This is a genomic window from Microvirga mediterraneensis, assembly GCF_013520865.1.
GTDB classification, from domain to species: Bacteria; Pseudomonadota; Alphaproteobacteria; order Rhizobiales; family Beijerinckiaceae; genus Microvirga; species Microvirga mediterraneensis.
Genome location: NZ_JACDXJ010000001.1, coordinates 2764145 through 2782685 on the forward strand (window position 1 = coordinate 2764145; position 18541 = coordinate 2782685).

General features: G+C 63.7%; 16 protein-coding genes. 5 read left to right on the plus strand and 11 right to left on the minus strand.

Features of this window, described 5'->3' with window-relative positions; genetic code table 11:
* Positions 1-21: 21 nt before the first annotated feature.
* From H0S73_RS13090 to H0S73_RS13115, 6 genes are all read right to left on the minus strand, one after another.
* On the minus strand, positions 22-3279 hold the full coding sequence (locus tag H0S73_RS13090; protein WP_181052580.1) for an error-prone DNA polymerase: 3258 nt from the start codon (positions 3277-3279) through the stop codon (positions 22-24).
* A 16-nt stretch (positions 3280-3295) separates the two neighbouring features.
* On the minus strand, positions 3296-4840 hold the full coding sequence (locus tag H0S73_RS13095) for a Y-family DNA polymerase (RefSeq protein ID WP_246388875.1): 1545 nt from the start codon (positions 4838-4840) through the stop codon (positions 3296-3298).
* 210 nt (positions 4841-5050) lie between these two features.
* Entirely contained in the window at positions 5051-6067 is a 1017-nt protein-coding gene (locus H0S73_RS13100; RefSeq protein ID WP_181052581.1) for an IS110 family RNA-guided transposase, read from the minus strand.
* Positions 6057-6839 carry an ImuA family protein gene (locus H0S73_RS13105; protein ID WP_181052582.1) on the minus strand — a complete coding sequence of 261 codons (783 nt, stop codon included), beginning with the start codon at positions 6837-6839 and terminating at the stop codon, positions 6057-6059. Before H0S73_RS13105 ends, H0S73_RS13100 begins: the two co-directional genes overlap by 11 nt.
* A gap of 254 nt (positions 6840-7093) precedes the next feature.
* Positions 7094-8242, minus strand: a complete 1149-nt coding sequence (gene dinB / locus H0S73_RS13110) for a DNA polymerase IV (RefSeq protein ID WP_181052583.1) — start codon at positions 8240-8242, stop codon at positions 7094-7096.
* Positions 8243-8314: 72 nt separating this feature from the next.
* Positions 8315-10432: an ATP-dependent helicase gene (locus tag H0S73_RS13115; protein WP_181052584.1), complete on the minus strand. Its 2118-nt coding sequence runs from the start codon at positions 10430-10432 to the stop codon at positions 8315-8317.
* A gap of 130 nt (positions 10433-10562) precedes the next feature.
* Between H0S73_RS13115 and recA the strand changes: the two genes are divergently transcribed.
* The gene (recA, locus tag H0S73_RS13120; protein WP_181052585.1) at positions 10563-11603 is read left to right on the plus strand and encodes a recombinase RecA; all 1041 of its coding nucleotides are present in this window, start codon (positions 10563-10565) and stop codon (positions 11601-11603) included.
* A gap of 121 nt (positions 11604-11724) precedes the next feature.
* Here the strand turns inward: recA and H0S73_RS13125 are convergent, their stop codons facing one another.
* Both H0S73_RS13125 and H0S73_RS13130 read right to left on the minus strand, forming a co-directional pair.
* Positions 11725-11997: a DUF2312 domain-containing protein gene (locus H0S73_RS13125; RefSeq protein ID WP_181052586.1), complete on the minus strand. Its 273-nt coding sequence runs from the start codon at positions 11995-11997 to the stop codon at positions 11725-11727.
* Between the two features lie 174 nt (positions 11998-12171).
* Positions 12172-13179, minus strand: a complete 1008-nt coding sequence (locus H0S73_RS13130) for a 3'-5' exonuclease (RefSeq protein WP_181052587.1) — start codon at positions 13177-13179, stop codon at positions 12172-12174.
* Positions 13180-13491: 312 nt separating this feature from the next.
* Between H0S73_RS13130 and H0S73_RS13135 the strand changes: the two genes are divergently transcribed.
* Entirely contained in the window at positions 13492-13863 is a 372-nt protein-coding gene (locus H0S73_RS13135; RefSeq protein WP_181052588.1) for a hypothetical protein, read from the plus strand.
* Positions 13864-13926: 63 nt separating this feature from the next.
* Here H0S73_RS13135 and H0S73_RS13140 read toward each other — a convergent pair whose 3' ends face one another.
* Entirely contained in the window at positions 13927-14595 is a 669-nt protein-coding gene (locus H0S73_RS13140) for a DsbA family oxidoreductase (RefSeq protein ID WP_181052589.1), read from the minus strand.
* Positions 14596-14856: 261 nt separating this feature from the next.
* Between H0S73_RS13140 and yghU the strand changes: the two genes are divergently transcribed.
* Positions 14857-15735 (plus strand): glutathione-dependent disulfide-bond oxidoreductase, encoded by an 879-nt coding sequence (gene yghU / locus H0S73_RS13145; protein ID WP_181052590.1) that lies wholly within the window; start codon positions 14857-14859, stop codon positions 15733-15735.
* A gap of 23 nt (positions 15736-15758) precedes the next feature.
* Here yghU and H0S73_RS13150 read toward each other — a convergent pair whose 3' ends face one another.
* Positions 15759-16505, minus strand: coding sequence for an extensin-like domain-containing protein (locus tag H0S73_RS13150; RefSeq protein ID WP_181052591.1), 747 nt, complete (start codon positions 16503-16505; stop codon positions 15759-15761).
* Positions 16506-16595: 90 nt separating this feature from the next.
* On the opposite strand from H0S73_RS13150, the gene H0S73_RS13155 reads away from it, so the two are divergent.
* Entirely contained in the window at positions 16596-17456 is an 861-nt protein-coding gene (locus tag H0S73_RS13155; RefSeq protein WP_181052592.1) for an EcsC family protein, read from the plus strand.
* Entirely contained in the window at positions 17453-18025 is a 573-nt protein-coding gene (locus H0S73_RS13160) for a DNA-3-methyladenine glycosylase (protein ID WP_343058358.1), read from the plus strand. Before H0S73_RS13155 ends, H0S73_RS13160 begins: the two co-directional genes overlap by 4 nt.
* A 22-nt stretch (positions 18026-18047) precedes the next feature.
* Here the strand turns inward: H0S73_RS13160 and H0S73_RS13165 are convergent, their stop codons facing one another.
* Positions 18048-18485 (minus strand): hypothetical protein, encoded by a 438-nt coding sequence (locus H0S73_RS13165; protein WP_181052593.1) that lies wholly within the window; start codon positions 18483-18485, stop codon positions 18048-18050.
* Between the last annotated feature and the right edge of the window lie 56 nt (positions 18486-18541).

An 18541-nucleotide genomic window follows, 5' to 3' on the forward strand; every position in this document is an offset into this window, starting at 1 on the left:
ATTCGCTCCCGTTGAGGGCTGTCACCGAAAGTCTCTGACTGAAAGCCGGATCGTCGGCCTACTCACATGTTCCATTAGATCTTCATCTGGCTGATCTGTCATCTCCCTGGCTCCCGGTCGCAGCCTGTCACGGGTTCCGATCCTGGCTTCGTCGCCACGCCCAGGCTGAACCAGGAAAGCTTCATCCCGGTTGCTGAGGCTGCGCAACAGAGGTGACAGGTCCATGAGGTGCTCAGCGATGAGATGCGTTACATCGCCATCCCGCTGCAGACGGCCCCGACAGGCGATCATGCCCGAGGACAGAATGAGCCGGCGCTGCCTTTCGAAGAGAGAGGACCAGATCACAAGGTTGGCGACGTCCGTCTCATCCTCGATGGTCATGAACATTACGCCCTTGGCCGAGCCCGGCTTCTGGCGCACGAGGACCAAGCCAGCGACCGTCACGCGATGACCGTCTTTGATGCTCCGCAGAGACGAGCAGCGGTGGATCCGGCGCTCCCGCAACTCCTGCCTCAGGAAAGCAAGTGGGTGCTGGCGAAGCGTCAATCCCTTTGCCCGGTAATCCTCCACGACCTCGCGTCCTTCGGTCATCCGAACGAGCTCAACGCCTGGCTCTTCTCCCTCGGGCCGGATGACCGTGTCCCGTGCATCCGCGGCGGCAAAGAGCGGCAACGGCTCGTCGGACAAGCCCCGGATCGTCCAGAGAGCGTCTCGTCGGCTGATGCCGATCGAACCGAACGCGTCGGCGTCCGCCAGGCGCTCCAGAGCCGAGATGGGGATTCCTTCACGCCGCCAAAGATCCTCGATCGAGGTGAACGGGTGCTCGGTCCGGGCCAGCGGGATCAGTGCGCCATCGGCATTCGCAAGGCCCCGCACTAGGCGCAGCCCAAGACGGACGGCAAAGCGCCTCGGGCTGCGGGTCGGCTCCAGAGTGCAATCCCAGCGCGAATGGTTGATATCGACCGGCCGGACCTCCACCCCGTGGTTGCGTGCATCCCGGACGAGTTGTGCCGGAGCATAGAAGCCCATGGGCTGCGCGTTCAGGATGGCACAACAGAACACGTCCGGGTGATGGCACTTCATCCAGGACGAGGCATAGGCGATCTTGGCAAAGCTCGCTGCATGGCTCTCCGGAAAGCCATAGGAGCCAAAGCCCTCGAGCTGCTTGAAGGTGCGCTCGGCAAAGGCCGCGTCATAGCCGCGGGCGATCATGCCGCGAACCAGCTTGTCGCGGAACTTGGTGACGCCGGCTGTCAGCTTGAAGGTCGCCATGGCACGACGAAGCTGATCGGCCTCGGAGGGCGTGAAGCCGGCGCACTCGATGGCGACCCGCATGGCCTGTTCCTGGAAGAGCGGCACGCCGAGCGTCTTCTCCAGAACGCGTTTGAGTTCAGGGCGTGGATATTCGGGTGTCTCGTAACCCTCTCGGCGGCGCAGGTACGGATGCACCATGTCACCCTGAATTGGACCGGGACGCACGATCGCGACCTGGATCACGATGTCGTAGAACTTGTCCGGTTTGATCCGCGGCAGCATCGCCATCTGGGCGCGGCTCTCGATCTGGAATGTGCCCACCGTGTCAGCCTTCTGGATCATCTGATAGGTTGGGCGATCGTTGAGCGGGATCGTCGACAAGTCGCGGTCCTCACCCTTGTGTTCGCGCAGCAGATCGAAGGCTCGCCGCATGCACCCCAGCATGCCGAGGCCGAGCACATCGACCTTCATGAACTTCAGGGTATCGATGTCGTTCTTATCCCACTCGATGACCTGACGGTTCTCCATTGCCGCCGGCTCGATAGGCACGAGATCATCGAGACGATCCTGGGTGAGCACGAACCCGCCCGGATGTTGTGAGAGATGGCGCGGCGCGCCGATGAGTTCGCGCGCGAGCTCCAACGTCATCCGCAGGCGCGGATCATCGAGATTGAGATTGAGTTCCTTGGCCTCTTTCTCTGACACGCCATCATTGCCCCAACCCCAAACAAGTCCCGAGAGACCGGCCGTGACATCTTCGGGCACGCCCAGCACCTTACCGACCTCGCGGACGGCGCCACGGGCACGGTACGTGGACACAACGGCCGTGAGCGCCGCCCGATGCCGGCCGTAGGTGTCGTAGATCCACTGGATCACCTCCTCCCGCCGCTCGTGCTCGAAGTCGACGTCGATGTCAGGCGGCTCGCGGCGTTCCTGAGAGACAAAGCGCTCAAACAGAAGGTCGTGCTCGACAGGGTTGATCGATGTGATGCCGAGCACGAAGCAGACGGCGGAGTTCGCCGCGGAGCCGCGTCCCTGGCACAGGATGCCCCGGCCTTTGGCAAACTGGACAATTGCATTGACAGTCAGGAAGTAGGGCGCATAGCCCAACTCTTCGATTAGGTGAAGTTCATGCCGGATCGTCCCGGCGACGCCATCGGGAATGCCGTCGGGGTAGCGGCGATTCGCTCCGTCCCAGGTCAGCCGCTCCAGTTTCTCCTGCGCTGTCTCTCCGGGTTCCGTCTCGCTCGGATACTGGTAGCGCAACTCGTCCAGAGAGAACGTGCATCGGTCCAGGATTTCGTGGATGCGCTCAAAGGCTTCTGGATGCCGCTCGAAGAGGCGCCGCATCTCGACCGGCTCCTTGAGGTAGCGGTCGGCATGATGCTCCAGCCGGTAACCCGCCTCGTCGATGGTGCAGCCTTGTCGAATGCAGGCAACCACGTCCTGCAGGCGTCTGCGCTCGGGGTAATGGTAGAGCACGTCACCCATGGCCACGGTCGGCACTAGTGCCGCTTGGGCCATCTGTTCGATGTAGTAGAGCCGGAGATGCTCGTTGGGAGCAAAGCGCCGGATCAGGGCCATGTAGGCGCGATCGCCGAAGGTGGCTCTCAGGCGGACGAGGTTAGCCTTGAGTTCATGACCTGCCTCATCGCCTAGCAGGATGGCGATCATCCCTTCGTTCCAGGCAACCACATCGTCCCAGGTCAGGAGACACCTGCCTTTCCCACCACGGCTCTTGCCGATGCTGAGAAGGCGGCACAGGCGGGAGTAGGCGGCGCGGTTGGTCGGATACACAAGTAGGGACGGTCCGTCTGTGAGGCCGAGCCGGCAGCCGACGACAAGCCGAACTCCGGTTTCCTTCGACGCCTCGTAGGCGCGCACGATCCCGGCCAACGAATTGCGGTCGACAATGCCGAGTGCGGTGATGCCGAGTTGCTTTGCCTGCGCAAACAGTTCCTGGGGGCTCGAGGCGCCACGGAGAAACGAGAAATGGGTGGTGACCTGCAGTTCCGCGTAACTCATTCGGAAGTTCTTTCACTCACTCGAACAGCCCGTGCAGCCACCAGCGCCCGCCCTGGTCGGCCGGCGCGTCACGGAAGATCCAGAACCGCCCGCCCTGGTCCGTCTCGACCCGGTAGTAGTCCCGTGGAGCCGCGCGCTTGTCGCCGTTCCACCACTCAGGCGTAATCCGTTCCGGACCATCGGCCTTATGGACTTTGTGACGGAGCCTGCGCCAGATGAAGAAGGCCGGCGGATGATCCGGGAGCAGGGCGGTCGCCACGACCGGCTCTGGCGGATCAAGCAGCCGCGTTGGCCTCAACAGAGTTTCGGGCCAGACGGAACCGGTGGGTGGCGCAAGAGGCGAGATCTTTCGCGCCATACGCTCCGGCACCAGGGTTGGGACTGGAGCAATACGATAGACGCGATGGGCGCCCACGCGCGCGCCGAGACGGTCGACGAGCCGGCTGATGTCTGCATCGACGGTGTCGTCCTGGGCGATACCAGGAACCTCCGTCTGCTGCTCGACGAGCAGCTCGGTGCGGCTGGCGATGAGAGCCACCTCCTCAATGCCAAAGCCGGGATCGATCGTCGGCAGGCGCTCGTCGAACAACCTTGCCAGATGAACATGATCCCGCGTTGCTTTCGCCGTTCCTACACGCAGAGAGGCTCCTTTCTCGTCGACCCGGCGGATCACCAGATCGAGCCTGCGGATGCCTTCTCCCCGCTGGGTCAGCGTGCGGCAGAGATCCTGGGAGAGCCGGCGCACCACCTGCTTCAGGTCCTCAAGCCGTGCGATCGGCTCAGCGAAGGTAAGGGTGGCGATCGCCGTTTCGTGTGGGATCAGCGGAGAGATCGGTTCGAAGACATGGCCCATCGCCTGATCGAGCCGTAGCGCGACCTCCTTGCCGAACCGCCGCACCATGGGAGCCCGGGGCATGGCGGCCAGTTGGCCGACCCGCTCGATCCCAAGCCGGTGCATGGCGTTCAACGTCTCGGAGGACAGACGGAGGGCGGCAACGGGAAGGGGAGCCACAGCATCGACGGTACGCCCGGATGGCACGACGCAGCCCTTGCCGTAACGGGCCACGCCCCAGGCCGCCCCGGGTGCGTCGGCGACAGCCGCCCGCGCAGCGATGCCTCGATCACCGAGACGAGTGGTCAGGTCGGCCAGCAAGGCCTCCTCTCCGCCAAGCAGATGGTCTGCTCCGGCGATGTCGATCCAAAGACCGTCAGGCGGATCGGGCGCGACCACAGGCGAATAGCGAATGGCCCAGCAGGCGAGTTGCCGCAGCGATGTCTCATCATCGTCAGGCGTGGCATCACACACATGCAGGTCAGGCACGAGTGCCTGCGCCTGAGCGAGTGGCATACCGATGCGCAATCCTAGACCATCCGCCGTTGCGTCAACGGCCGCAATCAGGCGGCGGGAACCCGTGGCACTCACGGTCACGAGCGGCTTATCGCGTGGCGGCTCGCCGAACCTGCGCCGGATCCGGTCGGTCGGCCAGGTCGGCAGGTAAAGCGAGACGACCCTTCGCATCGCATGTGTGGACAGCCCTCGGGGCGCAAGTGGTTTTTCCATAATCAGCATCCGGAACGAGTGCGTTCATGTGTCCGGCCTGTTCGCGCGATCTGCATGACCGCTGGCCCAGATGGGTTCCGCCGAAAACTCCCCAAACAAGCCTACGGCGTCGCAATGCGCCTGTGCGATGCAAGGGGTGCCTTTTCGTCGGCTCGACCGAATGCCATCTCCTGGAAGTGCCCTTTGCGCTCCTATGAGGATGACGAACGGTCAGGCAGTACGAGCAGGGTGCCGGTACTCCTCTCCATTCATCATCATGGCCCATGCGATGCGGGCCATCTTGTTCGCCAGGGCGACGGCCGCGAGCTTGCGCGGCCGTCGCTCCAGCAATGACAACAGCCATGACGTTGCGGCCTTACTGCCGTTTACGGCATGCCTCACAACCGCCATTGCGCCAACCACCAGTAGTTGACGGATGCGCTCATGGCCGGCGCGTGAAATACCACCCAGCCTGTGCTTGCCGCCGCTTGAATGCTGCTTTGGTGTCAGCCCGAGCCAGGCCGAGAAGTGACGACCGGACTTGAATTGCTTGGGATCGACTTGGAGTGCCAATGTGAGCGAAGAAATCGCGCCGATTCCCGGGACCGCCGAGAGCAGTTGAGCCACCGGATGGCTCTTCTGTTGTGTAACCAGCCGGCGATCAATCTCTTCAAGCTGACTATCAAGATAAGCGATCTGTTTGCCGAGTTGAGCCAGCGCCGTTTTCGCGGTCGGCGGGACGTCCAGGCTGGCCTCGATCACTTCAAGGAGTTTCTCAACGCGGTGGAGGCCCTTCGCGGCCACGACCCCGAACTCGGCCGCATGACCGCGAAGCGAGTTGACCAGAGCGGTGCGCTGCTCGACCAAGATCTGCCGGCTATTGAGTTCGATCCCATCTGCCTGCATCTCTGCTGACTTGAGAGGGACAAAGCGCATGTTCGGCCGTGATGCAGCCTCGCTGATGGCCTCGGCGTCGTTCCGATCGTTCTTGGAACGCTTCACGAACGGCTTCACATATTGCGGAGGGATGAGCTTTACCTCATGGCCCATGCTGCTGAGCAGGCGGCCCCAATGGTGCGAGCCGCCGGTCGCTTCCAACACGACAACCGTCGGTGGCAGCTTAGAGAAGAATGTCTGGAACTGGCTTCGGCTTAGATCTCGCCGGACGACCGGATGCTCGTCATTGTCAACAGCGTGAATTGTAAAGACTGATTTCGACGTATCAACCGCAACCCGCTTAAATTGCATGGTGGATGTTCCTTCCTTTGACGAGCTCCTCGTCATTAGTGGCCCCTGATCCTTGTTCTGGGCAAGAATCAGGGACGAGGGACATAAGGGGCTGTCCACCCCAACAAGCCTCCAGGATCCAGGATCGGGATTCAGCGCCACGGCAGCGCACAAGGTCGACCCGCCAACGGGCCCGGCCGAGACCGGGAGCCGGCAGGAGTTCGGATTCCACCGGCGCCACGCGCCAGCGGGTGGAGGCGGCGGTCGGGAGCTGCGTCAGGTCCTTCTCGGCAACGGTCCACCAGCGCCGGAGCAGGAGAGCGGTGACCCCTGAGGCTTCTGCCGCCAGCTGCAGCCGGCGTGAGGCGGTGAGACCGAGCCGGGTGACCTCGCCGACAACAGCCCCAAGGCCTTTCTCATGAAGGCCCTCTTCGACGAGGGGCAGGACATCACGGTCATGGGAGGTCTCGGCATAGATGACGCGATCCGGATGCAAACCAGCCCGCAGCAGGCCAGGGGCGAAGAGGTCGCGCCGGGTCAGGCACCAGAGAACCGGTCCCCTGAGCCTGGCGGCGATGCCGGCCGTGAACAGGGTGGCGGCGCCAGCAAACTCGGAGGCCAGTCCTGCCTCGATGATCTCGTGCAGGGTGCCGCGAGCCAGGCCATGGTCGGGAAGGTGTTCGTCGATGAGTGGCACGCCGAAGGGAAGGGGCCTGCGGCGCTGCGATCCACGCTCGAGGTGCGCGATCTGCCGCCGTAACTCCGCGATGGCCTCCGGGGGCTTGGCATGCATGGGTCCTGCTCATGCGGGCAAGGCAGCGAGGCTCAAGGGGCGGACGGGCGATGAGGAACTTGGGGACACCGTCATGATCCATGACTCACTGCGACAAAATGGAACAAAACATGAACATGCTCCCACGGGCAGAGTCAACGTGAGAGGCCTAACCAAGGGCTGTGGATAACGGGGAGGAACTGTGGCGCGGCCACAGCGAGAGGGGCATGAGCCGACTCTTCTGATGGGTTGAGGACCTACCGCGGCGCCAAACCTCAGAGCGCCAGAGTCAGTTGTGGGCTCTCGTGATCCTCACCCGCCCCGAGCGCCGACAGGGTAATCCCGAGCAGGCGCACACCCTTCGTCACGGGCAGCAGGGGTTTCAGAAGCTCGACGCATGCGTGTTCCAATGCCGCCTTATTGTCCATCGGGGTTGCAAAGGATCGGCTGCGGGTGACTAGCTGGAAATCCGCATACTTGACCTTCAACGTGACCGTGCGTCCGCGGACACCTGTTCCCTCGCAGTACCGCCAGACCTTGTCGATGATCGGCACGAGGCTTTGCTTCATCTCCTCGAAGGCAATCAGATCGCTCGAGAAGGTGTTCTCCGCTCCAACTGACTTGCGGATCCGGTCCGGTTGCACGGGACGGTGATCCACGCCACGGGAAATCCAATAGTAGTAAGATCCGGCCTTGCCGAACTGCTCCTGCAAGAACGGAAGGGACTGGGATCGCAGGTCTAGGCCGGTGTGGATCGCCAGCCGGTTCATCTTTGCCGTGGTGGCAGGTCCGATGCCATGGAACTTGCCCACCGGCAGAGCCTCGACGAAGGCAGGACCCATCCGGGGTGTGATCACGAAGAGGCCATCCGGCTTGCGGTAGTCCGAAGCGATTTTGGCCAGGAACTTGTTGTAGGACACGCCAGCCGAGGCGGTCAGGGCCGTCTGCTCACGGATCGTCGCCCGGATTTCCTCTGCGATCTGCGTGGCCGATGTGATGCCTTTGAGGTTCTCGGTGACATCGAGATACGCCTCGTCGAGCGAGAGCGGCTCGATGAGCGGCGTGTATTCGGCGAAGATCGTGCGGATCTGCTGCGAGATCTCCCGGTACACATCAAACCGTGGTGGCACGAAGATGAGGTCGGGACACTGACGCCGCGCCATGGTCGAGGCCATGGCGGAGCGGACACCGAACTTGCGGGCCTCGTAACTGGCAGCCGCCACGACGCCCCGCTCACCTGCTCCACCTACCGCGACGGGTTTGCCGCGAAGTTCCGGATTATCGCGCTGTTCGACGGAGGCAAAGAACGCGTCCATGTCGATGTGAATGATCTTGCGCTGCTGTCCGGTGAGTGCCGACGGCTCGCTAAACGCGTGAGAGGCTTGCCTCTGAGCTTCTTCCGGGTCGGGGACCGGCCTTACCATTTGGATATGACCTCCGCTTCGGCTCATTCTTGCCCGAGGTGGCAACGTGAGCATCCATCTCGGCAGCCTTGGCTATCGCCACATGCTACGCATCTTTGCGCCGACATCCACGCGAATGCTCTTTGTCGCAGCAGGTGACGTTGCCGGGTCCGGCACAGCCACAGGCCACGACACCCGTTCGAACAGCTTCAGGAGGCTACTCGGGATGAAGCGGGTGCGGGCAGCGTAAACATGACGATCGCCCGTGGCGGATTGTTGATGGGTGAAGAACCGCTGCGGCACAATGAGGTGCAGATGGTCCTTGGCCCGGGTCATGGCCACGTAGAGCAGCCGCCGCTCCTCCTCGATCTCCGCCGTGGTGCCGGTGCCGAGATCCGACGGGATGCAGCCGTCGACCACGTTCAGCACGAACACCGATTTCCACTCCTGGCCCTTGGCGGAATGGATCGTCGACAGGATCAGGTAGTCCTCATCGCGCAGAGGCACGCCGGCTTGGTCGCTCGTGGCATCCGGCGGATCGAGCGTGAGTTCGGTCAGGAAGCGCTCGCGCGAGGAATAGCCCGCCGCAATCTGCTCCAACTGGATCAGGTCGGCTTTGCGGGTCGCGGCATCATCGTGCATGCGCTCGAGGTGGGGCTCGTACCAGGTCCGCGCCTGTTCAAGTTCTGCCGGCCATCCTGCGGTACCCGCGCGAAGCTGTGCAATTGCATTGACGAATGAGGGCCACTCGTCTCCCGCCCGGGGCGGGGAAGGCGCTTCCATGAGCGCTCCGATCGGATCGGCGGCGTCATGCATGCGATCGAGCACCCGCTGGGCCGAGGTCGGGCCGACGCCGGGCAGAAGCTGCACCAGCCGGAAGCCGGCCACCCGATCGCGCGGGTTCTGGACAAACCGCAGCAAGGCGAGCAGGTCCTTGACGTGAGCGGCATCAAGGAACTTGAGGCCTCCGAACTTCACGAAGGGTATGTTGTGGCGGGTCAGCTCCACCTCCAGCGGCCCGCTGTGATGTGAGGTTCGAAAAAGCACCGCCTGCTGTTTGAGGCTCATGCCATTCTCGCGGTTCGCCAGCACCTGCTCGACCACGTAGCGGGCCTGATCGGTCTCGTCGCGCACCGCTACCAGTTGTGGCCGGTCCGCGGAGGTTCTGTCGGTCCAGAGATTTTTGGTGAAGTGCTCCGAGGCGAGCTCGATTACTGCATTCGCGGCGGCCAGGATCGGCTGGGATGAGCGGTAGTTGCGGTCGAGGGTGATGATTGCAGCCGGTGGGCTGAACTGGCCGGGAAAGTCCAGGATGTTGCGGACGGTGGCCGCGCGGAACGAATAGATCGACTGGGCATCGTCCCCGACCACCGTCAGGCCCTGGCCGCCCGGCTTGAGGGCGAGCAGGATCGAGGACTGAAGCCGGTTCGTGTCCTGGTACTCGTCGACCAGGACATGATCGAAGCGTCCACCGAGTTCAACTGCGATCGAGGGCTCGGCCACCATCTGGGCCCAATAGAGCAGGAGATCGTCATAATCGAGCACGTTCTGGCGCTGCTTCGCTTCGACGTAGGCGGCGAACAACTGCCGCAACTCGGCGGCCCAGCCGGCGCACCATGGGTATGAAGTGCGGAGCACCTCCTCCAGGGCTGTCTCGGCATTCACGCAGCGGGAATAGATCGCCAGACAGGTCGCCTTCGTGGGGAAGCGGCTCTGGGTCGTGGAGAACCCGAGCTCGTGTCGGACGAGGTTCATCAGGTCGGCCGAGTCCTCGCGATCATGGATCGAGAAGGCCGGGTCGAGACCAATTTCGGGCGCGTAGTCGCGCAGGAGCCTAGCGCCGATGCCATGGAATGTGCCGGCCCAGGTGAGGGCGTCGGTCATCACGCCTGCGTTCTGTCCCAGAACTTGGCCTGCAATCCGCTCGACCCGGCGCGCCATCTCGGTCGCGGCCCGGCGGGAGAAGGTGAGCAGGAGGATGCGGCGCGGATCGGCGCCCTTGACGATCAGATGGGCTACGCGATGGGCCAGGGTGTTGGTCTTGCCCGAACCGGCTCCGGCGATAACCAGAAGTGGCGCAGCCGAATGTAAGCCATCGGCCAGCAGACCGTGTTCGACTGCCTGACGCTGCCGTGGATTGAGTTGATCAAGGTAGGTAGGGTTCGCAGGCACAGTCGAATCATTCCTCTCTGGCCCATCATAGACCCTCATTCCTGTTTTGTTCGCAATGGCTCAGCTTGTCACCGCAGGACCAGGTCGCGACAATATGTTCGCTCTTTGTTCTTTCTTTCGCCACACAAATCCTTAGGGTCAGGCTCTTCTGTTTAGCACTGGATTCGGGATGACCACGGATAAGACAAAAGCAATCGAGACTGCCGTCAGTCAGATTGAACGGGCCTTTGGCAAGGGCGCCATCATGCGCCTCGGCGGCGATCAGGTTGTCGAAGTGGAGACCGTCTCCACCGGATCACTGGGACTCGACATCGCTCTCGGCGTCGGCGGTCTGCCGCGCGGCCGGATCATCGAGGTTTATGGACCAGAGTCATCGGGCAAGACGACGCTCGCGCTCCAGACCATAGCCGAGGCTCAGAAGAAGGGTGGCGTCTGCGGCTTCATTGACGCCGAACATGCGCTGGATCCGGTCTATGCCCGCAAGCTCGGGGTGAACTTGGATGATCTCCTCGTGTCTCAGCCGGACAACGGCGAGCAGGCACTTGAGATTGCTGACACGCTCGTGCGGTCAAGCTCGGTGGATATTCTCGTTATCGACTCAGTGGCAGCCCTCACGCCGAAGGCCGAGATCGAGGGCGAGATGGGCGAGAGCCGTCCCGGTCTCCAGGCCCGCCTGATGAGCCAGGCCCTGCGCAAGCTTACCGGTTCGATCAGCCGCACCAAGACGATGGTGATCTTCATCAACCAGATCCGCATGAAGATCGGTGTCATGTACGGCAGCCCTGAGACCACGACGGGCGGCAACGCGCTGAAGTTTTATGCGTCCGTGCGCCTCGACATCCGCCGCACGTCCACTCTGAAGGACCGGGATGAGCCGATCGGCAACCAGGTGCGGGTGAAGGTCGTCAAGAACAAGGTCGCTCCACCCTTCAAGCAGGTCGAGTTCGACATTATGTTTGGTGAGGGCATTTCGAAGATGGGCGAACTGATCGATCTCGGGGTCAAGGCCAACGTGGTCGAGAAGTCCGGCGCCTGGTTTTCCTATGACAGCCAGCGCCTCGGCCAGGGCCGCGAGAACGCGAAGACTTTCCTGAAGGACAATCCCGAGGTTGCAGCCGAGATCGAAGGCAAGATCCGCCAGAATGCCGGTCTCCTGATTGCGGAGCTACAAGGGAACGACGATGTGGGCGCTTCAGAGGATGCCGCCTGAGGACACCCCTGTAGCAGAGCCCCTATCCCTGTGCCGCAGAGGGCTCTTCATTATGCAGGAAAGTAAAAAGGCCGCCTCTTTGTAGGCGGCCTTCTCGCAACCTGATTTGTTCAAAACGCTATTAAGCGGCCTCGGCGACAGGAGCCGGGCCGGCTTCATCCATGGCCCGCATGTAGACGTCGAGCAGGCTGTCATGCTCGTCGCGCTCGTCCTGATCCTGCTTGCGCAGCTTGATGATTTCCTTGAGGATCTTCACGTCAAAGCCCTCTCCCTTGGCCTCGGAGAAGACTTCCTTCTTGGCCTCCATCAGGTCCTTGATCTCGCTCTCGATCTGCTCGATGCGCTCCACGAACGAGCGGATCCGGTTGCCGGGAATTCCAACGACGTCACTCATGGCTTCTCCTTTGCCGTATGTGGACCGGCACTATCGGGCAGGGGAGTAAGCACCCCGTTAATCCGGAGCTTCAGTCCGGAGGAACAGCTTAAACAAGACCGCATCGGGTTCGGACGAACCGATGACGAGGGATAGGAATGAATCTCAGGTGCGCTTCGTGACATCCCGAAGAGGTCATGAGGCTGCCCTGAATCTCTCGAAAGCAGTGATCCGCTGAGTAAACGGCTCCACGTCCCGACGGTAAATCTCATGCCGCAGGAACTTCATCTCCGACTCGTACGCGTCCTCGGCAATCTCGATGAACCAGGACTTGGGGCGGCCGTTCGTGCCATCGTTCCAACGGTACCCTCGCTTCTTGAGGTTGTCCTTCATGTCGAAGGGTGAGCCTTCGGCCCAGATCCGCAGCAGGGTCTTCCGGGCTGAGGCCAGCAAATGGGTCATGGCACAACCTGCGTCCCCGTGAAGCGGAGCCGCCAGGACTTCCAGCAGGGCATGGCAGTCCTCGACCGCCCGGTGGCCCTGGTGGAACCAGCCGCACTGAGACAGCAGATAGCCGAGCTTCGAGCCCTCGAAACCATAGTCCGCCCACGACACCTCCGCATGGGAGCAGGCCCAGGCCTTCAGCGAAAAGCCATGAACCAGACGTTCACAGAAGGGTCGGTCGAAGCGGGCGTTGTGGGCGATCACCAGGTGAGCCGGCTGGATGAATGCCTCGACGGCAGCCAGGTCAATCGTATGCCCCTTCACCATCTCGGGTGTGATCCCGGTCAGGCGCGTGATGTCAGGGGTGATCGGGATCGCCGGCTCCCGCAAGGCGTTGTAGGTGTCGATGACATCGCCGATGCGGCCGTCCTCGTTATATGAGAGCGCCACCATCCCGAGTTCGATGACCTCGTCCCGGGTGTGGTCGAGACCGGTGGTTTCGGTGTCCACGATGACGGCGACCCTTTCGCCTGGAACCGCCATGCGGGCCGTCACCACGGGACGAGGCTGAAGGCGGCGCAGGACGCGGTACTGCCCGCTGGCTTGCAAGATGTCGGCAGCCGCCTCAAAGTCGGTAGACCTCAGCTGGAAGGTGCGCTTCTGTTCCCGCGGCTTAACCTGGATGGTGGAGGCGACGGGCTTCTGGATAGGCGGAGTAGCCTCGTCCAGTCCAAGAAACAGATCGGCCTGTCCCTGCATTCAGTCCCACTCCTGCGGCAGTCATCGGGCGGCTGTGATGGAAGCCGCGAACGTTAGGGCAGGATCCGTCGCTGTTAGGTTAACGACAGGATTGCAATGCTGGACGCATGGAGGTGGCTCGTAGGTCAGGAATGCAGCAGTGACCAGATCGTCATATGGCTGCACCCGAGGGTCGTCTGCTCCAGGGAGCAGACCTGAGATATCGGCCCTGGACGGCTCACTACCGAAACGGTCGGTTAACCCAGCAAGGGCACTCTCTCTCTTCATGTGAATCAGGGACTGGGTGGGCCCCTCTTTCGGAGATGAATGCCCATGACGGAGAAGACCCTCGATGACGCCATCCACGAGAAGCTCAACCTGATTGCTCCAACCCTGAAAGCCATCCAAAGCGGCGGAGAGCGGGCCTACCTCGGCGACCTGCAGACGCTCCTGAGAAAGAACTTGGCGAGCCTGCTTGCCTTGTTTGAACGCGATCCGGGTCTGGATGCCGCAACAGCCGATCTTTACGCTGCCGCGGCCGCCATCGTGCAGGACGCGACGGCGGCGACCCAGCCGTACACGCGCAAACGGCGCCTGCTTCAGGAGGCGCAAGCGCGCTTCGAGGAGCGGATTGCGCTGGCAAGGCCTCGAGAGCGGCGATCGTCCGCCTCATGGCGTCAGAGTGAACTTTTCCGGGCGGCCTGACGGGTGCTCAGGTCAGGTTCTGCCTGTGCCAATCCTCGGCCTCCGCCCGAATTCAACCCACGGTCAGGTGCCGGCCGAGGATTGCCCAAGCTCGGCGGCGATGCCGCGCAGAGCCTGCTCGAAGGCTCCGGCCGGCTGGCCGCCGGAGATCAGCCATGTCCTGTTGATGACAACGGCTGGGACGGATCGGATGCCGGCGGAGATCCATTCCTGCTCAGCTTCACGAACGTCCTCGACATAGCGCCCCGACGCCAAAACCTCGCGCGCCACGTCCCCGTCGAGCCCGGCCGCAACGGCCGCATCCACCAGCACCCCATGGTCAGACACGTTCGCGCCATCCGTGAAGTTCGCCTTGAACAGCGCGTGCTTCAGCTCCCGCTGGCACCCAATGGTGCCAGCCCAGTGCAGCAGGCGGTGAGCATCGAACGTGTTGTAGATCCGGCTCTCCTCAGACATGTTGAACGTGAAGCCGACCTCGCCCCCGCGCGCTCGGATCATCGCGCGGCTCGCGACTGACTGCGCCGCCGTGGAGCCGTACTTCTCGGAGATATGCTCCCCGAGGTTCTGTCCCTCTGCAGGCATATTGGGATTGAGCTCGAACGGTTGGAATGTGATGGCGGCCTCCACCGCATCGGCAGTATTGGCCAGTGCCTGCTCAAGCCCCCGCAGGCCGATGACGCACCACGGGCAGGCCACGTCGGAAACAAAGTCGATCTTCAGGTGCTGGGTCATGGCGCGGCTCGTGGTTGTTCTTGGAAAGCTTAAGGTCACGGAATCGCTGGGATACCATAGTGTCGAGACGTCCAGGGATGAACCTTTCAGGCGCTCGTTCACTTTCAAGAGATCCCTACGGCGGGTTCGCGCCACCGGATGCTAGACCGATCCTTCGCGACTTCACCGATGGAGGCGCATAGCCTCATCATGCGCTACAACCGTCCGGCCGCGGGGTTCGTCAATTCAGATGAATGCCCCACAGTTTCAGGAGCAGCAGGAATGACCGATTCATCCGACTACGTGCCGCCGAAGGTCTGGACCTGGAACAGGGGCAGCGGCGGGAGCCCCGTCACAAGCCACAACCGCCCGATCGCCGGCGCCACGCACGAGAAGGAATTGCCTATTGGCCGCCATCCCTTGCAGCTCTACTCGTTGGGAACGCCCAACGGCCAGAAGGTCACGATCCTGCTGGAGGAGTTGCTGGCGCTGGGTCATGCGGGCGCGGAGTACGATGCCTGGCTGATCAGGATCGGCGACGGCGACCAGTTCGGCAGCGGCTTCGTGGCGGTGAACCCGAACTCCAAGATCCCCGCCTTGGTGGACCGTTCCGGCCCGAACCCGATCCGGGTCTTCGAGTCGGGCGCGATCCTGCTCTACCTCGCGGAGAAGTTCGGGGCGTTCCTGCCGAGCGAGGCCGGTCCGCGTGCCGAATGCCTGTCCTGGCTGTTCTGGCAGATGGGCAGCGCACCCTATCTCGGCGGAGGCTTCGGGCATTTCTACGCCTACGCGCCGGTGAAGATCGAGTATGCGATCGATCGGTTCGCGATGGAGACCAAGCGGCAGCTCGACGTGCTCGACCGGCGGCTCGCGGACAACGAATACGTCGCAGGGCCCGAATACACGATCGCCGATATGGCCATCTGGCCGTGGTACGGCGGCCTTGTGCAGGGGCGGCTGTACGAGGCTGGCGAGTTCCTGTCCGTGCAGGAATACCGGCACGTTCGCCGCTGGGCCGATGCGATCGGCGGCCGCCCTGCCGTCAAGCGTGGGCGGATCGTGAACCGCACCTCCGGCGAGCCCTCCGAGCAGTTGCACGAACGCCATGATGCCGGCGACTTCGACACCATGACCCAGGACAAGGTGGCTGCCCGGGAGTAACGACACGGGGAGGGATCGTCGCCCTACTGGCAGATGCGGTAACGGTCGCTGGATCCGTGTTGCTCGATGTCGACGTGCAGGTGATCGTGATGCGCCTCGTCCGAACCGGGACCGAGGATCGTCGTGAACCAGCCGCAGGCCGCCGTCCGGAGAACTGCGAGCGCCGGATCCGGCGCGGTGTCGGTTGCAGGTTTGATCCGCAGGCTCGTTCCATCCGCGAGGTCGAAACCGGCGATGTCGATCGCGAGCCCTTGCGCATGGGCCGAGAGCTTGCCCGTCGTCGCCCGGTTCCGGTTGCGGCACTCGAAGCCGGGGCCGGTCTGGACGGCTTTCAGGTCGCTCCCCTTGATGCCGGCAATCAGCGGAGCCACGAGATCGCCGATCCAGTGCCCAAAGGGTCCAGCGAAACGGCAGGCCAGGACGGGCTGATTGGCCAACCGGACATGCGTCTCAGGTTTCGTCGGAACCGGCACGGCCTTGAGCCGCACCGGCGTCTCGATCCGGCAGAGCTCGTTCGAGACATGGGGCGGCTCCGCAGGCTCGATCTCGAACCCGGCCGCCTTCAGGCTGGCCAGGCAATCCTCGGATGCCGGGACAGCTGGTGGCGTGTCTGCCGTCGGCGCCAGTGGAGCCTGAGGCTGTGGGGCAGGGGGCGTCGCGCCAGAAGGGGTCTCGATGGGCCGTGGAGGCGGCAGAGGTGGCACTGGCTGTGCCCAGGCGACTTGAGCCATCAGCACGGGAACGATGACCGCGACGGATCTGATCAGCATCGGCTCCTCCGGTCCCCCACAGACCAACGTCAAGCTGAGCTGAAGGGTTGCGGGCTGTCCGACGGGGCCCCGGCCCCCCACATAGGGTGTATGAGCCAGGAACTTCGCCGTCAGGAACCGCTTCCAGCGCCCGCAGGCCATGCCGCGCCACCCGAAATTGCCCTTTCGGACGAGGACCGCGCGGCGCTGCGGCAGGCCGTGCTCGCGCTCGAGGGACCCAGCTACGTGGCCCGCCTGTCGGCCCTGGCGGGCCGGCCGGTCGAGCTGCTCGGGCAGGCGCTTCCTCAGGCGGCGTCCGACATGATCTCGAAGGCCACGCAGGCGGCGCTCACCCGCGCGCTGCGTTACGCGCTGAAGACGATTCCGAAGGAGGGCAGGGACCCCGAAACCCGCGTCCACAAGGCGCTGGCGGTCCTGTCAGGCGCCATGGGCGGGGCGCTCGGCGTCTCGGCGGTTCTGGTGGAACTGCCGGTCTCGACCGCGATCATGCTGCGGTCGATCGCCCGCATCGCCCAGAGCGAGGGCGAGGACCTCCAGGATTCGGAGACGGCGCTGGCCTGCCTGCAGGTCTTTGCCCTGGGCGGGCACTCCGGTTCGGACAACCTGCACGAGGCCGGCTACTTCGCCGTGCGGGCTGCGATGGCGAAGTCCGTCACCCGCGCCCTGCAGCAGATGGCCGGGCGCGGCGTCGTCGACGAGAGCGCCTCGGCCCTCGTGCGCCTGCTGGCCCAGATCGGAGCCCGCTTCGGAGTGGTCGTGTCGCAGAAGGTCGCCGCCCAGGCGGTGCCGGTGCTCGGTGCGATCGGCGGCGCGGCCGTCAACGCTGCCTTCGTCGATCACTTCCAGACGCTGGCCCGCGGGCACTTCACCGTGCGCCGGCTGGAGCGGATCTACGGTAAGGGGACGGTGCAGATGGCCTATGACCGGATCCGGGCCCAGGAACACCTGTGAGCACGCGCGTGCCGAAGGCCGAGATCCTGTCGTCCGCGTTCTTCGCCCGGGATGCTGTCACCACCGCTCGGGATCTTGTCGGCGCCACTCTGCTCGTCGATGGAATCGGCGGTGTGATCGTCGAAACTGAGGCCTACACGGGCGACGATCCGGCCTCGCACAGCTTCTGCGGCCCGACTGCCCGGAATGCAGCCATGTTCGGTCCGGCCGGGCATGCCTACGTGTACCTGTCCTACGGGATCCACTGGTGCCTGAACGTCGTCTGCCTGCCGGGGAGCGCTGTGCTGATCCGATCCCTGGAGCCCATCATCGGGCACGCGGCGATGATGGCGCGGCGTGGACTCGACGATCCTCGCCTTCTCTGCTCGGGTCCCGGCCGGCTCTGTCAGGCGTTAGGCGTGACGAGCACCCATAACGGGCTGCCATTGGACCAGGCGCCCTTCCAGGTTTTCCGCCGGGAGGAGCCAGTCGAGGTAACTGCAGGGCCGAGAATTGGGATCACGCGCGCCACCGATAGGCTCTGGCGCTTTGCGCGCGCGGGATCGCGCTTCGTCAGTCGGAAGATCTGAGCGGGATTCCGGGCCGGCCCGGTCACCATCGGGGCCGTGGCTCGTCACGGCGTGGATCGTCGGTGAAGCCGGGCTGGGGGCCATAGGGCTCGCCGCGCCGGGTTTGTTCCGGCTCCTCCGGCCAACGCGGCTCCCGCCCCGGCTCGGATTCGGAGAGGCCATTCAGGAGGGCGAGGCTGCCCCGGAGCACGGAGCGGACCGCGTCCACCGCCATGTCGGCGATGTCGCGCAGGCGCAGGTCGCCGATGTCCGCGGCAGGGCGATGCTGGGCCTCTCCATATGGCGCATAGGGGTCGGCGGTGGAGCGCTCCGGCATCAGGCCGGAGACCACGCCGGCTCCGCCGAGGAGCACGACCAGGACCAGGGGAACCACGAGGCGGAACGCCAGGCCGACGATCCTCGACACGATAACGTAGCCGATGATCAGGATGATTGCAGTCGTGACGATGCCGGTGCTCAAGGACCTCGTACCCCCATGATGGTCGATGCGGAGCGGGGTCCTTCCGAAACATCGAC

Coding starts and splice junctions, on each gene's coding strand:
- H0S73_RS13090 (WP_181052580.1), bottom strand. CDS start 3,279: ATGAGTTACGCGGAACTGCAGGTCACCACCCATTTCTCGTTTCTCCGT.
- H0S73_RS13095 (WP_246388875.1), bottom strand. CDS start 4,840: ATGGAAAAACCACTTGCGCCCCGAGGGCTGTCCACACATGCGATGCGA.
- H0S73_RS13100 (WP_181052581.1), bottom strand. CDS start 6,067: ATGCAATTTAAGCGGGTTGCGGTTGATACGTCGAAATCAGTCTTTACA.
- H0S73_RS13105 (WP_181052582.1), bottom strand. CDS start 6,839: ATGCATGCCAAGCCCCCGGAGGCCATCGCGGAGTTACGGCGGCAGATC.
- dinB (WP_181052583.1), bottom strand. CDS start 8,242: ATGGTAAGGCCGGTCCCCGACCCGGAAGAAGCTCAGAGGCAAGCCTCT.
- H0S73_RS13115 (WP_181052584.1), bottom strand. CDS start 10,432: ATGAGGGTCTATGATGGGCCAGAGAGGAATGATTCGACTGTGCCTGCG.
- recA (WP_181052585.1), top strand. CDS start 10,563: ATGACCACGGATAAGACAAAAGCAATCGAGACTGCCGTCAGTCAGATT.
- H0S73_RS13125 (WP_181052586.1), bottom strand. CDS start 11,997: ATGAGTGACGTCGTTGGAATTCCCGGCAACCGGATCCGCTCGTTCGTG.
- H0S73_RS13130 (WP_181052587.1), bottom strand. CDS start 13,179: ATGCAGGGACAGGCCGATCTGTTTCTTGGACTGGACGAGGCTACTCCG.
- H0S73_RS13135 (WP_181052588.1), top strand. CDS start 13,492: ATGACGGAGAAGACCCTCGATGACGCCATCCACGAGAAGCTCAACCTG.
- H0S73_RS13140 (WP_181052589.1), bottom strand. CDS start 14,595: ATGACCCAGCACCTGAAGATCGACTTTGTTTCCGACGTGGCCTGCCCG.
- yghU (WP_181052590.1), top strand. CDS start 14,857: ATGACCGATTCATCCGACTACGTGCCGCCGAAGGTCTGGACCTGGAAC.
- H0S73_RS13150 (WP_181052591.1), bottom strand. CDS start 16,505: ATGCTGATCAGATCCGTCGCGGTCATCGTTCCCGTGCTGATGGCTCAA.
- H0S73_RS13155 (WP_181052592.1), top strand. CDS start 16,596: ATGAGCCAGGAACTTCGCCGTCAGGAACCGCTTCCAGCGCCCGCAGGC.